Origin of the sequence: Streptococcus sp. K0074, from assembly GCF_048843365.1 — a bacterium.
Lineage (GTDB): Bacteria > Bacillota > Bacilli > Lactobacillales > Streptococcaceae > Streptococcus > Streptococcus mitis_BM.
Genome location: NZ_CP184836.1, coordinates 461,737 through 476,413, shown reverse-complemented (window position 1 = coordinate 476,413; position 14,677 = coordinate 461,737). Strand labels below are relative to the sequence as shown.

15 protein-coding genes are annotated in these 14,677 nt (G+C 41.1%); 2 read left to right on the top strand and 13 right to left on the bottom strand.

The window, feature by feature from the left end; genetic code table 11:
* Positions 1-49: 49 nt before the first annotated feature.
* From ACN076_RS02495 to ruvB, 6 genes are all read right to left on the bottom strand, one after another.
* The gene (locus ACN076_RS02495; protein ID WP_061758897.1) at positions 50-1,903 is read right to left on the bottom strand and encodes a proline--tRNA ligase; all 1,854 of its coding nucleotides are present in this window, start codon (positions 1,901-1,903) and stop codon (positions 50-52) included.
* A 16-nt stretch (positions 1,904-1,919) separates the two neighbouring features.
* Positions 1,920-3,176, bottom strand: a complete 1,257-nt coding sequence (gene rseP, locus ACN076_RS02490; RefSeq protein WP_265476492.1) for an RIP metalloprotease RseP — start codon at positions 3,174-3,176, stop codon at positions 1,920-1,922.
* 15 nt (positions 3,177-3,191) lie between these two features.
* Positions 3,192-3,995 (bottom strand): phosphatidate cytidylyltransferase, encoded by an 804-nt coding sequence (locus ACN076_RS02485; RefSeq protein ID WP_061758899.1) that lies wholly within the window; start codon positions 3,993-3,995, stop codon positions 3,192-3,194.
* 8 nt (positions 3,996-4,003) lie between these two features.
* Positions 4,004-4,762 (bottom strand): isoprenyl transferase, encoded by a 759-nt coding sequence (locus ACN076_RS02480; protein WP_033680789.1) that lies wholly within the window; start codon positions 4,760-4,762, stop codon positions 4,004-4,006.
* Between the two features lie 336 nt (positions 4,763-5,098).
* Positions 5,099-5,671 (bottom strand): nucleotidyltransferase family protein, encoded by a 573-nt coding sequence (locus ACN076_RS02475; RefSeq protein WP_061758900.1) that lies wholly within the window; start codon positions 5,669-5,671, stop codon positions 5,099-5,101.
* A complete protein-coding gene (gene ruvB, locus ACN076_RS02470; RefSeq protein WP_079114808.1) occupies positions 5,652-6,650 on the bottom strand; it encodes a Holliday junction branch migration DNA helicase RuvB in 999 nt (332 codons plus the stop codon). The genes ACN076_RS02475 and ruvB overlap by 20 nt, the downstream gene beginning before the upstream one ends.
* A gap of 133 nt (positions 6,651-6,783) precedes the next feature.
* Here ruvB and ACN076_RS02465 point away from each other — a divergent pair, with 133 nt between their 5' ends.
* A complete protein-coding gene (locus ACN076_RS02465) occupies positions 6,784-6,876 on the top strand; it encodes a type I toxin-antitoxin system Fst family toxin (RefSeq protein WP_000969508.1) in 93 nt (30 codons plus the stop codon).
* A 340-nt stretch (positions 6,877-7,216) separates the two neighbouring features.
* Entirely contained in the window at positions 7,217-7,309 is a 93-nt protein-coding gene (locus ACN076_RS02460; RefSeq protein WP_000970294.1) for a type I toxin-antitoxin system Fst family toxin, read from the top strand.
* Between the two features lie 564 nt (positions 7,310-7,873).
* Here ACN076_RS02460 and ACN076_RS02455 read toward each other — a convergent pair.
* From ACN076_RS02455 to leuS, 7 genes are all read right to left on the bottom strand, one after another.
* Positions 7,874-8,290, bottom strand: coding sequence for a GNAT family N-acetyltransferase (locus ACN076_RS02455; protein WP_057487809.1), 417 nt, complete (start codon positions 8,288-8,290; stop codon positions 7,874-7,876).
* Positions 8,291-8,301: 11 nt separating this feature from the next.
* Positions 8,302-8,997: a GNAT family N-acetyltransferase gene (locus tag ACN076_RS02450; RefSeq protein WP_061758902.1), complete on the bottom strand. Its 696-nt coding sequence runs from the start codon at positions 8,995-8,997 to the stop codon at positions 8,302-8,304.
* Positions 8,998-9,091: 94 nt separating this feature from the next.
* Positions 9,092-9,511, bottom strand: coding sequence for a DUF3021 domain-containing protein (locus tag ACN076_RS02445; protein ID WP_061758903.1), 420 nt, complete (start codon positions 9,509-9,511; stop codon positions 9,092-9,094).
* Between the two features lie 9 nt (positions 9,512-9,520).
* Positions 9,521-9,976 carry a LytTR family DNA-binding domain-containing protein gene (locus tag ACN076_RS02440; protein WP_061758904.1) on the bottom strand — a complete coding sequence of 152 codons (456 nt, stop codon included), beginning with the start codon at positions 9,974-9,976 and terminating at the stop codon, positions 9,521-9,523.
* A gap of 18 nt (positions 9,977-9,994) precedes the next feature.
* Complete coding sequence (locus ACN076_RS02435) at positions 9,995-10,837, bottom strand: ABC transporter permease (protein ID WP_173277626.1); 843 nt, start codon at positions 10,835-10,837, stop codon at positions 9,995-9,997.
* Entirely contained in the window at positions 10,837-11,703 is an 867-nt protein-coding gene (locus ACN076_RS02430) for an ABC transporter ATP-binding protein (protein WP_265476494.1), read from the bottom strand. The genes ACN076_RS02435 and ACN076_RS02430 overlap by 1 nt, the downstream gene beginning before the upstream one ends.
* Positions 11,704-11,868: 165 nt before the next feature.
* Complete coding sequence (leuS, locus tag ACN076_RS02425; RefSeq protein ID WP_265476495.1) at positions 11,869-14,370, bottom strand: leucine--tRNA ligase; 2,502 nt, start codon at positions 14,368-14,370, stop codon at positions 11,869-11,871.
* Positions 14,371-14,677: the final 307 nt, after the last annotated feature.

The window sequence follows — 14,677 nt, the reverse complement described above, 5'->3', positions numbered from 1 at the left end:
GGTAAAAACTAGTTACATTTTTTCCTTGTTTTTCTTCTGATTATAGTTTTTATTTCTTGCTGAGGATTTCAAGCGTTTCGAGCAAGTTATCTGCATGAACTTCGATGGTGTCACCAGTCGCTTTAATCTTGACTTCTACGATGCCATCGGCTGCTTTCTTCCCAACAGTGATACGGATTGGCAATCCAATCAAGTCGCTATCACTAAATTTCACTCCGACACGTTCGTTACGGTCGTCTGTCAAGACTTCGTAACCTGCTCCCATCAAGCTTGCTTCAAGTTTTTCTGTCAAGACTTGCGCTTCTTCGTCCTTGACATTGACAGTGATCAAGTGCACATCAAATGGTGCCAATTCTTTAGGGAAGTTGATTCCCCAAGCGTAACGATATTCACCTTTTGGCGTTTTGTTAACAAAGAGGCGAGCGTGTTGCTCCATCACTGCTGAAAGGAGACGGCTGACACCGATACCATAACATCCCATGATGATTGGCACAGCACGGCCATTTTCATCCAAAACATCTGCTCCCATGCTTGCTGAATAGCGAGTACCGAGTTTGAAGATGTGACCAATTTCAATACCACGCGCAAAGTTAAGGACACCTTGTCCGTCTGGAGAAATTTCACCCTCACGAACTTCACGGATATCCACATATTCTGCAGTAAAATCACGACCTGGATTCACACCAGTCAAGTGGTAGCCATCTTCATTTGCTCCCACAACTGCATTGCGAACATCTTGCACCTTACGGTCTGCAATGATTTTAACATTCTCCGGCAAACCAACCGGGCCAAGTGAACCAAATCCTGCTTGAACAACATTTGCCACTTCTTCTTCACTAGCAATGTCAAAGAAATCTGCTCCCAAGTGGTTTTTCAACTTGACTTCGTTGAGTTGGTCATTTCCAACTAGAAGAGCCGCAACAAGCTCACCATCTGCCATATAGAAAAGAGTTTTAATCGTTTGTTCTTCTGGAACGTTAAGGAAGGCTGCAACTTCATCGATTGATTTAACATCTGGTGTTGCAACACGAGTCACTTCTTCTTCAGCGACAACACGGTTGCTTGGTTTGTACTCGTTTGTTGCCATTTCTAAGTTAGCCGCATAGCTAGATTCACTTGAGTAGGCGATGGTATCCTCACCAGAAACCATCCATTTAAGCAATTCTGCCTTGATTTCTTCTTGCACTTCTGCAGGAATTTCGTCAAATGAGGCAACTGACTTGTCCAAGACAACCCAGCGGTCAAGGTCTGTACGAGCAGGTGTGATGGCCATAAATTCTTGGCTGTCCTTACCACCCATGGCTCCACCGTCACCGATGATAGCCTTAAAGTCTAAGCCACTACGAGTGAAAATACGCTCATAAGCAGCCTTGTACTCATCATAAACACTGTCCAAACTATCATAGTTAGCGTGGAAACTGTAAGCATCTTTCATGATGAACTCACGTGTACGAAGAAGTCCATTACGTGGACGTTTTTCATCACGATACTTAGGTTGGATTTGATAAAGGTTGAGTGGCAATTGCTTGTAAGACTTAACAGAATCACGGACAATAGCTGTAAAGGTTTCTTCGTGAGTTGGACCTAAGATGAAGTCTGATTTTTCACGGTTTTTTAGTTTGTAAAGGTCTTCACCATAAGTTTCATAACGACCTGATTCGCGCCACAACTCTGCACTGAGAAGGGCAGGAGCCAACATCTCAACGGCACCAATCTTGTCAAACTCTTGGCGCATGATGTTTTTGGCTTTTTCAATCACACGGTTGGCAAGTGGCAGGTAAGAATAAACACCTGCTGAGACTTGACGAACATAACCAGCTCGCAACATAAGAGCATGGCTGATAACTTGAGCATCGCTTGGCATTTCGCGAAGCGTTGGGATAGGCATTTTACTTTGTTTCATAATATTCCTCGATTATCTAAAAAAAGAGTCGCATAATGTCATTCCAAGTCACAGCAATCATCAAGACAACCATGATGACCACTCCGGCCAAGGTGACATAGGTTTCAATTTCTTGTTTCAATGGTTTGCGGCGGATAGCTTCTAGGATATTGAGCACAATCTTACCACCATCCAATGCTGGAATCGGAATAAGATTAAAAATCCCAATATTGATGGAAATCATTGCCAAGAAGTCCAAGACATTTTCAATTCCATTTTTAGCAGCATCACTACTTGCCTTAAAGATGGCAACAGGTCCACCTAGCTTGTTCAAATCCGGTTGGAAAATCAGATTTTTCAGAGCCGATAGAATTCGGAGAGCTGAATCAGCAGCGGTTGTAAAACCACCCACAAACATAGATAGAAAGTCCGACTTAATTCCCGGTTGAACACCTAGAAGGTAACGGCCTTGATTTTCTTCAGGACTAACAGTGATTTGTTTGTCACTACCCTTTTCAGAAATAGTCACATCCAAAGTTGGGGCCGTCTTATCTTTAGTTTCTGTTTCCACAGCCTGGATCAAGCTTTCCCAGTTGTTAATCTCATGTGAGCCAATCTTGGTAATCTGAGCCGTTTCTGGCACTCCTACCTTAGCCAAAGCCCCTTGGGGCATGACATGGAACTGGTTGGTATCAACATCTCTGACGCCACCCTGCATGAAGATTAAAATCCAAAAAACAACGACACCTAAGATAAAGTTATTCATAGGGCCTGCAAAGTTGGTAATGAGTTTGCCCCAGATAGTTGCATTTTGATATTGAACATCTAAAGGTGCAATACGAACCTCAGTTCCATCTAATTCTACAACCGTTGCATCGTGATCTACTGCAAAGGTTTTTTCTTCTTCCAGAACCAAACCCTTGATAAAGAGCTTGTCTTCAAAGTCAAACTGAGTCACCTGCATAGGGAGGGCTGTTTGATCCAATTTTTTACCTGAGAGATTGATGCGTTTAACTTTACCATCATCAGTAAGGGTCAAACTGACAGGAGTTCCTGTCTTGATTTCAGTCGTATCATCACCCCAACCAGCCATACGGACATAGCCACCCAGAGGCAAGATTCGAATGGTATAGGCCGTTCCGTCCTTGCCAATGTGAGCAAAGATTTTTGGGCCCATACCGATGGCAAATTCACGCACTAGAATTCCTGATTTCTTGGCAAAGTAGAAGTGTCCGAACTCGTGCACCACTACAATAATCCCAAAAACCAGAATAAAGGTTAAAATTCCGAGCATTCTATCTTCCTTTCTCTAAAAGAGTCCAAATAAGTGCATGATTGGAAATACAAGCAACATACTGTCGAAGCGATCCAAAACACCACCATGTCCAGGGATAAATTTCCCAGAATCCTTAACACCAAAGTGACGCTTGATCGAACTTTCTAGTAAGTCACCAAATTGTCCAGCAATGCTGAAGAAAATAGCAAAGACTGACATCTTGTAAATTCCATACGGAAGAGCAACTGTCCTATCAAAAATCATAAAGACAATTGTTATCAAGATAGCTCCTAAAATACCACCAAAAGATCCCTCAAAGGTTTTATTGGGTGATACCCTTGGCGCTAATTTTCGTTTACCGTATCTCATCCCTACAAGATAAGCACAACTATCTGTTGCCCAAACAATACACAAGGCTAATAGTGCCTTATCTAAACCTGCAATTCTAGCATCTAAGAGAGCATTAAAACCAAAGCCCACATAAAAACTCATAGCAAGAGGGAAAACAGCATCCTCAATCGTATAGGACTTGCTAAAAACAGTTGTTCCTAACATAATTGAAATCAACACACTATAAGCAACCACATTCCCATCAACTGGTAAAAAAGTCAGGTAATTCTCCAAGGGAATGGTCAAGGCAAAGGTTGCAAAGAGGGTCAAGAGCCCCTCCATAGTCATGGTCTCTAAACCTCTCATCTTCAAAAGTTCATGCATGGCTAGCATGGCTATGATTCCGATGGCGATCTGAAGCAAAAGGCCCCCAATCATTAAAATTGGTAGGAAAATAGCCAGGGCAATCCCTGCGAACAAGGTTCTTTTTTGTAAATCCTTTGTCATATCTCCTCCTAAACTCCTCCAAATCGGCGATGACGACGATTGTAGGCAAGAATAGCTTCCTGCAAGGCTACCTCATCAAAATCAGGCCACAAGGTGTCCGTAAAATAGAGCTCACTATAGGCCCCCTGCCATGGAAGAAAATTACTCAAACGCAATTCTCCACTAGTCCGGATAATCAAGTCCGGATCTCGTAAGTTCTTAGGTAAATGCTGGGTAAAGAGATAGTTGCCAATCAATTCCTCTGTGATGTCGTCTGGGATGATTTTGGCATCTAAAACATCCTGAGAAATCAACTTAAGAGCCTGTGTAATCTCAGCACGTCCACCATAGTTGAGGGCAAAATTCAGAATCAAACCTGTGTTGTTCTTAGTCAATTCCTCAGCTTTAGTCAGAGCTTCAAAGGTTTGCTTAGGCAGGCGCTCCGTTTCCCCAATCATTTGAATCTTAACATTATTCGCATGCAATTCCGGGACATAATTATCATAAAACTCTACTGGCAAGTTCATGATAAACTTGACTTCCTGATCTGGACGGGTCCAATTTTCCGTAGAAAAGGCATAAACTGTAATAACCTTAACGCCTAGTTTGTTAGCTGCCTTGGTCACAGTTTGCAATGCTTCCATGCCCGCCTTGTGTCCGAAGACTCGCGGTTGCATACGTTTTTTAGCCCAACGGCCATTACCATCCATGATGATGCCGATATGAGCAGGAACCTGTGTCGGAACCTCTACTTCCACAGCCTTATCTTTCTTAAAAAATCCAAACATGATCTTATTCCTATTCAAAAATCTATCGTTTCATTATACCATATTTCCCTATTTTCTTCTATCACTAAGCTATTTATACTCTTCGAAAATCAAATTCAAACCACGTCAGCTTCACCTTGCCGTACTCAAGTACAGCCTGCGGCTAGCTTCCTAGTTTGCTCTTTGATTTTCATTGAGTATTATTCTCAGGCACCAAGCCCATTTTTCAAAAAAATAAGTCGCCTGATTGGGCGACTCTATTTTTATAGGGAGATTATTATGAAAAAGTTTTAGGAGTTTAAGTTAAGATCTTCTTAACTTATGGACTTAGTATACACTTCCTAGCTTAAAGTTTCCTTAAGTATTTTTAAAAATCAAATTTTTCCATTTCTCCTGCCAATTTTTCTTGGATAAACGTGTTTGATAGAGTTCCATTCGGTCTTCATTCTCTAAAAAATGAGGAGTTGGACGAACTTGAAAATTCAAAATATCCTCCAAACCATAAGGTGCATAGAGTTCAAAATCGGATTCTTCATTCAAGCGCAGTACAACTGCCGTACACCGTTCTGGATACTTACTCATAGCATCACTGGAACTGATATAGGGAGCAGTATGAGGGCTATGCAGGTGCATATAGACTTGATTTTTCAATTCCCACTGGTACTGAGGAAAATCCTCTCTCAACTTTTTCTCTAGATACAAGGTTTCCTCATAAGAAATATCCGAATCAAAGAAAATCACATCTACATCTGTTTCACAATCAAAAGGTGATTTATCTGACAAGAGATTCCAGATGAAATTTCTGACAGAACCTGCTGCCAACCACGAGTCTTTCAGACCAAGGTCTCGGATGATAGTCAAAATAGCCATCATATCCGGATTTTCTCTAAAAGCCTCCAGAATTTCTTGCTCATTTTTCATTGTATTCATAACCTAAGTGCTCATATGCCTTAGCAGTCGCCACCCGTCCAGACCGTGTCCGCATGATAAAACCTTTTTGGATTAAGTAAGGTTCATACATGTCTTCAACTGTCTCACGCTCTTCGGCGATATTCACAGAAAGAGTTCCTAGACCAACAGGACCACCACCGTACATCTCAATCATGGTCCGAAGGATTTTCTGGTCCACATAGTCCAGACCTTCATGGTCAACATCCAGCATGGTCAAAGCCTTATCGGTAATAATATCATCGATAACCCCATCCCCCATAATCTGGGCAAAATCGCGCACGCGCTTGAGGAGACGATTGGCAATACGAGGGGTCCCACGACTACGTAGGGCCAACTCAGATGCTGCCTCATGAGTGATTTCCATCTCAAAAATATCTGCCGTCCGCTCGACAATTTCTGTCAAGTCAGCATGGGCATAATACTCCATATGCCCCGTAATCCCAAAACGTGCCCGTAGTGGATTTGAGAGCATACCAGCCCGAGTCGTCGCACCAATCAAGGTAAAAGGTGGTAACTCCAAATGAACACTGCGACTACCTTCACCAGCCCCAATCATGATATCAATGTAGAAGTCCTCCATGGCACTATAAAGCACCTCTTCCACCGACATGGGCAAGCGATGAATCTCATCAATAAAAAGGACATCCCCAGGCTCTAAGTCATTCAAAATCGCTACCAAATCACCAGCTTTTTCAATGACTGGACCCGAAGTCTGCTTGAGATTGACACCTAGTTCGTTGGCAATAACAAAAGCCATGGTCGTTTTTCCCAAGCCTGGAGGTCCAAATAAGAGGACATGATCCAGAGCTTCATCCCGCATTTTGGCAGCTTCAATAAAGATTTGTAGCTGGTCCTTGACCTTATCCTGCCCAATATATTCACGTAAGTACTGAGGACGGAGCGTGCGTTCTACTAACTCCTCATCCCCCATTATCTCATTATCTAAAATTCTACTCATGGCTCTATTATATCAAAAATCCAAGCCACAAACAAAAAAGCCACCCGATTGGGTGACTCCTGAGTTTAGCACTTATGTGGTATAATATTATACGGCACTTCTACACCGCCTACGAAAGGAGGTGAGATAGCCCATGATGGATACAATACTTAAAACTATCATCGGACCAATTGTGGTCGGTGTCGTTCTTCGGATAGTCGATAAATGGCTAAACAAGGACAAATAGTGTCAAAAAGACCCCAAGCTTATTTGGTCGTGAGCTTGGGGTCTTTTCTAGCCTATGATATAGACACAATACTTAATTCCTTTTTATTATCCCACAGTTCACACATTTTGTCAAAGGTTTACATTCTAATCTACTCAGCTTCTCCAACTTTAGAATCTGTCCAATAAAGTTTATAAGATTAAGTAAAAGTTATCGGAAAATGATGTTTAAAACAGTCCCCAAAAGCCTGAAATAGAGCCAAAAAACTCCACCTGATTGGATGACTCCCGAGTTTAGCACTTATGTGGTATAATATTCTACGGCACTGCTACACCGCCTACGAAAGGAGGTGAGATAGCCCATGATGGAACTAATCCTTAAAACTATCATCGGACCGATTGTGGTCGGTGTCATCCTTCGCTTAGTCGATAAATGGCTAAACAAAGATAGATAGTGTCAAAAAAGACCCCAAGCTTAATGTGGAAGTTAGCTTGGGGTCTTTTCTAGTCCATGATATAGAACTAATCCTTAATTCCTCTCCATTATCCCACAGTTCACACATTTTGTCAAAGATTTACATTCTCAGCTTCGCAAGCTTTCACCGCTGTACAACAGGACGTTCAAGATTAAGCGAAAGTTATCGGAAAATGTTGTTTAGAACACTCCCCAAAAGCCTGAAATAGAGCAAAAAAACTCCACCTGATTGGGTGGAGTTAAGGGAGATTATTATGAAAAAGAAAAGTTTAGGATTTTATTAAATAAAGTTAGGAGGTCTTTATTTAATAACTATATGATACAAGACGAAGCTTAAAACTAGCTTAACTTTTCTCAAATTCTACCATTTTTCAAAAAATTTCTATTACCATCACCTCATCCCACAAAAAAGCCACCTGATTGGGTGACTTCATTAGGAGATTATGATGAAAAAAAGTTTTAGGATTTCATTAAATAAAGTTAGGAGGTCTTTATTTAATGACTATATGATACTAGACCATCCTTAAACTTTGCTTAAGTTTTGTTATTTTTCTCGATTCACCCAAGTCATTCCTATACAATCATAGGTGGATAAGACTTCAAAACCCAAAGAACGATAAAATCCCACGTTTTTTTCTGTCTCTTCTGTCACCAGCTGGACTTGATAGGCATCTTTGTAATCCTCTAAAGCCTCTTTCATTAGGGCACTACCAATCCCTTGACGCTGATAGATTGGTAAAACAATTAAATCCTGAACCAATACTGATGAGAATCCATCTCCAACCAAACGAATCAAGCCCACCACAGCATCACCATCAAGTGCCAGATAAATTACTAATGAATGAGACAAGGCTTGCTCCAGCATCTGAGGTTGATTTGTATAATTTGTCCAACCGACAGCCTGATAGAGATGCAAAACATCCTCGAGCTTGACGATTTCTTGCTTTTTAATAGTAATCATCTCGACACCTCTTAAAGCTCTCTCAAGCTCTTGTGCTGTCGTCCATTTTTATCAAAATTTTCAGGATCCAACCATGCTTCCAATCGAGCTTTGACTTGAAGCCAGTCCTTATCAATCATAGACAACCAATCCGTATCCCTCGTACGCCCCTTATAAACCACTGCCTGACGGAAGGTTCCTTCGTAGACAAATCCCAAACGCTCCGCAGCTCGTCTTGATGGCATGTTAAGAGCATCGCATTTCCATTCATAGCGACGATAGTTAAGCTCATCAAAGACATAGCAAGCCAATAGATACTGGGCTTCTGTCCCTATCCGTGTCCCCCTGAGTTTTGGAGAAAAAGTGACAGTTCCCACTTCTATTATTCGGTTATTCTGGTCAATGCGCATGAGAGAAAAAGTTCCCAAAGCCTTACCAGTTGCCTTGTCTATGATGGCATAGTAAAAACGGTCCTTACGAGCCATCATCTGATTTAAAAGAGTAACCAGTTCCTCTCTGTCTGCCACTGGTTCCTGAAAGAGGTAGGTCCACATTTCCCGAGGCGTATCAGGGCCATAAACAGCTAATAAATCCTCCGCATGCTTTTCTACCGATAGAGCCTCTATCCTAGCATAACGCCCTTCTAAGAAATCAATAGAAGGCAATTCACCTGGTGTATAACCTTCCATTGACTCCCCAATCATTTGACCATATTCATTTACTGGCATTTTTCTTCTCCTTGTTTTACGCTGAAAATACTATATCACAAATTGTTCTCTTTGGAAACTGGCACTGTCTTCAAACTTCATCCTCAACACTATATTAGTGACCCGTTTTCTGTCTTTTATCCTCTAAGGCTTGATTAATTCGTTGGGTGAGTTTGTGAGTTTGCCAGACTTGATACAACCATATCAATCCATAAATTAACAAGAAAAAGAACCAAATCAAGGGACTCCACAAGGCTGAACCCCAACCAAAAAATAGAGAGGTCAATACTAAGATAGTAGCCGTCACTAATAAATGAACTCCTACACGTATACTAAAAGCAAGAAACTCTAGCTTTTCAAGTATTAAAGTCAATACCCCCATAATTCCACCCATTAAAAACAGAGCTAGAATATTTTTTGTCATTGGTTCAGGATAGGTAATGCTTGGATAACACTGAGCTAATAACATCATACTCAAATAAAAGAAGGAAGCCGTACGCATTCCCGATACAAAATAATCAATTAATCGTTTCATGATTTTCTCCTATAAACCTAGATAATTCATTAAGGACTTAACGTATTTCCGACTCACACTAGATTTGATGCCCCGAGTCATTTTAGCCATCATATTCCCTGAAAAACCATCTGATAACGATTCTAAGTGGTCAATGTTTATAATTGAATGGCGTGATATCTGTATAAAGTTACGCCGATTAATCCGATTCTGAAAGTTTGTCAATGTTTCCTTAGTTTTATAAATCCCGTCTACCGTATAAATGGTCAACAAGTTCTTATCGATATCTGCTAGAATAAGATCCTCAATTTTCACCATAACCAGATGATCATCCGTTCGAATAGGAATGGTCACCTGATTGGTCGTTGAAAATTGTTCTAAATACTCCATGATTTCCCTTGCTTGGTCAGTTAACTGAGCTGCCTGAATTACAATCTGTGGGTCCTTTTCTGAAAACTCTGTCTTCATTTCAAAACGAATCTTCATTTTCTCTCCAATATACTTTTATTTTCTCCTGCTAAACACTTTAACAAATAAAAGCCAAAGAAGAATAGCGACGAAACTGATACTAACCACTATAAAGTATGTCTCTTCCTTTGTCAATAGTTCTTGCCAGTTGATTTGGATTCCCATTTTTTCTTGAAATTCCTTTAACAATCTGCTATTTCCTGTAAATGCGGTCTCTAATGGTTCTTTCATTAAAATTTGTCGATAAAGAGAAGCAATATAAGCTGCAGGGGTACACTTCATGATAATCTGTGCAAAATCAGGTAAAACTCCAATAGGGACATAAGTTCCTACTAAAAATCCAGAAGCAGTTCCCACTATAGTTGCCAGTTTGCCAAGACTATCTACAGATTGAAAACGATAAATCAAGAGAATATTTATCAAACTTGAAAGCAGACTACTTAACAACATAATCAAAGTAATTTCCGGTAAATGACTGATAACTGGACTTTCTTTAAAATAAAGCCCCATAACAGCAAACATAAACACCTGCATAACAAAAGAAATGGCAATACTACTGATTAGATAGGACATCTGTAAACCCCAGATACCTAAATCTGTCAAGAAGAGATCTTGATCCACTTGATTTTCACGATCCTGTACCATTTGTGTAAGAGCCGTAAAACTGGTTGTAATCCCAGTCACAGCCAAGGTCCCACCCATCAGCCAGTTATTTAAAAGGTTCGTATTATCAGGGAGTTGGGACCAAGCATCCGTCAAGTTCTTCTGCAAAAAAATGATATAAAGGAGGAAGGAAATCAATGCCCCCAATAATGAGAAAAATACTCCTGAACGATTACGAAAATATAAGATAAAATTCCGTTTCAATAAAGCTAACATTACCGAACCTCTCTTCCTGTAAGTGCAATAAAGGCATCATCCATGGTACCTGGACGAAACTCAAAAGAATCAATTTCTTCTCGTACTTTTGCCAAATATTCAATAGCTTCCAGTGATGTCCCTGGATAAAAAAGATATTCCAACTCATTTTCTTCCTTTACTGTCATTCCAGTCTGTAGCAACTTTTCTAAACCCTTCATTTCTTTAAAACGAATTTTTAGAATATTAGATGCATACTGACTTTTAATAGCCGTCGCAGAACCTTGCGCAATCACTTTCCCATGATCAACGATATAAATCTGATCCGCTTCATCCGCTTCATCCAGATAATGAGTCGTTAAGATAATAGTCATCCCTTCATCCTTTTGTAGTCGAGACAATAAATCCCAAATGGCTTTGCGAGTCTGAATATCTAGACCTGTCGTTGGTTCATCTAAGAAAAGAATATCTGGCTGTGAAAGAAGAGCACGCGCAATATCAACCCTACGTTTTTGCCCACCTGACAAAGTCCCATATAGTTGCTTCTGGAAAGCAGTCAAACCCAGTTGATGGATCAAATCATCCACACGACTTGCTACAATCTCCTTATACTGTTGAGCACGAATCGTAAGATTTTCCCTAACCGTCAACCTCTCATCCAGTACACTAGCTTGAAAAACTACTCCGATTTTCGTATTTGGCGCATATTGAATCTGACCTTTTGTCGGCTTTTTCAAACCGATTAACATGGAAATGGTGGTTGATTTTCCTGCACCATTGGGACCCAAAATAGCATTAAAACTCCCTTTTTCAAACTCTAACTGAATATCGTCAACAGCCATATAATCGCCGTACCGTTTAGTCAAATGTTTAGCTTGTAAAATCATATTTAGTTCCTCCTCTTTACCTCACCAGTTTAACAAAAAGAATGAAAGAAAAATCGACTATTGAGATAAGTGGTTAAAATGAGATGTTAAGTGGTGAGATGGTGGAAACAGAATTATATTTTCATTCAAAAAATCCTCCAGATTCTACTCTGAAGGATTCCTATCTTATTTCACAACGATATTAACTAATTTATTCGGTACACTAATCACTTTCACGATTTCCTTACCGTCAATTTCTGCTTTGACTTTTTCATCAGCTAGAGCAATCTCTTGCAATTCTTCGCGTGATAGGTCTTTAGCGACCATGAGTTTGGCACGAACTTTTCCTTTGATTTGAACAACGATTTCGATTTCGTCTTCAACCAATTTGCTTTCGTCCCATGTTGGCCAAGCCACGTAAGAGATTGACTCACCTGTTGCCGCAACTGTTTGCCAGAGTTCTTCTGCCAAGTGAGGTGCAAATGGGGCAATCAATTGGATAAAGCCTTTGGCGTAGTCCACATAGAGCTTGTCTTCCTTGTTAGCAGCGTTGACAAAGACCATAAGTTGGGCAATGGCTGTGTTGAATTTGAGGGACTCAATTTGTTCTGTGACAGCTTTGACCGTTTCATTATAAACCTTGTCGAGAGAGCCATTGTTTTCTGTAACAATTTCCTTGCTTGTAATCAAACGGTAAACACGGTCAAGGAACTTACGGCTTCCTTCCAGACCTTCTTCTGACCAAGCAATCGAAGCATCAAGTGGTCCCATAAACATTTCATAAACACGAAGGGTATCGGCACCATATTGCTCCACCACGTCGTCTGGATTAACAACGTTCTTGAGCGATTTAGACATCTTGGCTGGCGCTTGCTCCAACTCCTCTCCTGTTTCCACATGGAAGAAAGAACCGTCACGTTTTTCAACCTTGTCGGTTGCCACAAGAGCCCCACGGTGGTCACGGTAGCTGATTCCCAAAATCATCCCTTGATTAAAGAGTTTTTGGAATGGTTCCTTAGTTGGAACAACACCGAGGTCATAGAGGAATTTATGCCAGAAACGAGCGTAGAGCAAGTGAAGTACAGCATGCTCTGCACCACCCACGTAGATATCTACTGGCAACCATTGTTTGAGAAGATCCTCATCAGCCAATTTCTCAGTATTGTGTGGATCAATATAGCGGAGGTAGTACCAGCTTGAACCAGCCCACTGTGGCATAGTGTTGGTTTCACGACGACCTTTGACACCATCTGCACGAGTCACTTCAAGCCAATCTGTCAAGTTAGCTAGTGGACTTTCACCAGTACCTGAAGGGCGGATATCCTTGGTTACAGGCAAGACAAGTGGCAATTCACTTTCAGGAACAGCTGTTGAAGTTCCATCTTCCCAATGAATGATTGGAATCGGCTCACCCCAGTAACGTTGACGGCTAAAGAGCCAGTCGCGGAGACGGTAGGTAACCTTCTCCTGACCACAGTCGTTTTCTTCCAACCAAGCCACAATCTTAGCAATTGCGTCTTCTTTGTTCAATCCATCTAGGAAGTCTGAATTAACGTGAAGGCCATCTTCTGTGTAGGCAGCTTCTTCAACGTTTCCACCTTCAAGTACTTCGACGATTGGAAGGTCAAATTGTTTAGCAAATTCCCAGTCACGTTGGTCGTGGGCAGGAACAGCCATTACCGCACCTGTACCATAGCTAGCAAGGACGTAGTCTGCAATCCAGATTGGAATTTCCTTACCATTGACAGGGTTGACAGCATAAGCACCAGTCCAAACTCCTGTTTTTTCTTTAGCAAGGTCTGTACGAGCCAAGTCAGACTTGAGGCTAGCTTGGTGTTTGTAGTCTGCTACTGCCTCTGCTTGCTCTGAACTTGTGATAGCGTCTACTAATTCATGTTCAGGAGCCAAAACAGTAAAAGTCGCACCGAAAAGGGTATCAGGACGAGTGGTAAAGACTGTGAATTCCTCGTCTGTTCCCTTAACTTTAAAAGTTACATTAGCACCAGTTGATTTACCAATCCAGTTGCGTTGCATGTCCTTGATAGACTCTGGCCAATCAAGTTTATCTAAGTCATTGAGCAAGCGCTCTGCGTAAGCCGTGATTTTGAGCATCCATTGGCGCATTGGCTTGCGGACAACTGGATAGCCTCCACGCTCAGACGTTCCATCAGGAAGGACCTCTTCGTTGGCGATGGCTGTTCCCAATTCCTCAACCCAGTTTACTGGCACTTCAGCCTCATAGGCCAAGCCTTTTTCGTAAAGCTTAGTGAAAATCCATTGCGTCCACTTGTAGTAGTTTGGATCTGTCGTGTTAACTTCACGATTCCAGTCGTAAGAAAATCCAAGCGCATTGATTTGGCGTTTGAAGTTGGCAATGTTCTCAGCTGTAAATTCTGCTGGGTCATTACCTGTATCCATAGCGTATTGCTCTGCAGGCAAACCAAAAGCATCCCAACCCATTGGGTGAAGGACATTGTAGCCTTGCGCACGTTTGTAACGGCTGAGGATATCTGTCGCTGTATAACCTTCTGGGTGTCCTACGTGCAGACCCGCTCCAGACGGATAAGGGAACATATCAAGAGCATAAAACTTAGGTTTTGATGCATCTGTTCCTGTCTTAAATGTATGATGTTCTGCCCAGTAGCCCTGCCACTTAGGCTCAATTTCTTTATGATTGTAAAAACTCATGGTCTCTCTCCAATTTTGTGATGTTACCATTATACCATTTTTGAGGGAATTTGAAATGTGTTAAAAGAAAAAACTGTATACTGTATTTCATTAATTTTGATGACTATGAATTGCCCTATCTCCCACTTTTATCCCATTGTTATGCATAAAATCAAGGAGTAAACCAAGAAGCTTATCTCGTATAGCACAAAATACTTATTTTAGACCGAAGATAAGACTGGAATACTAATTAATGTATTTACAATAAATATCTGACAACCTGTATTGCTTCCTGATTTATAAAGAGCTTCGGATACAATATGATGAT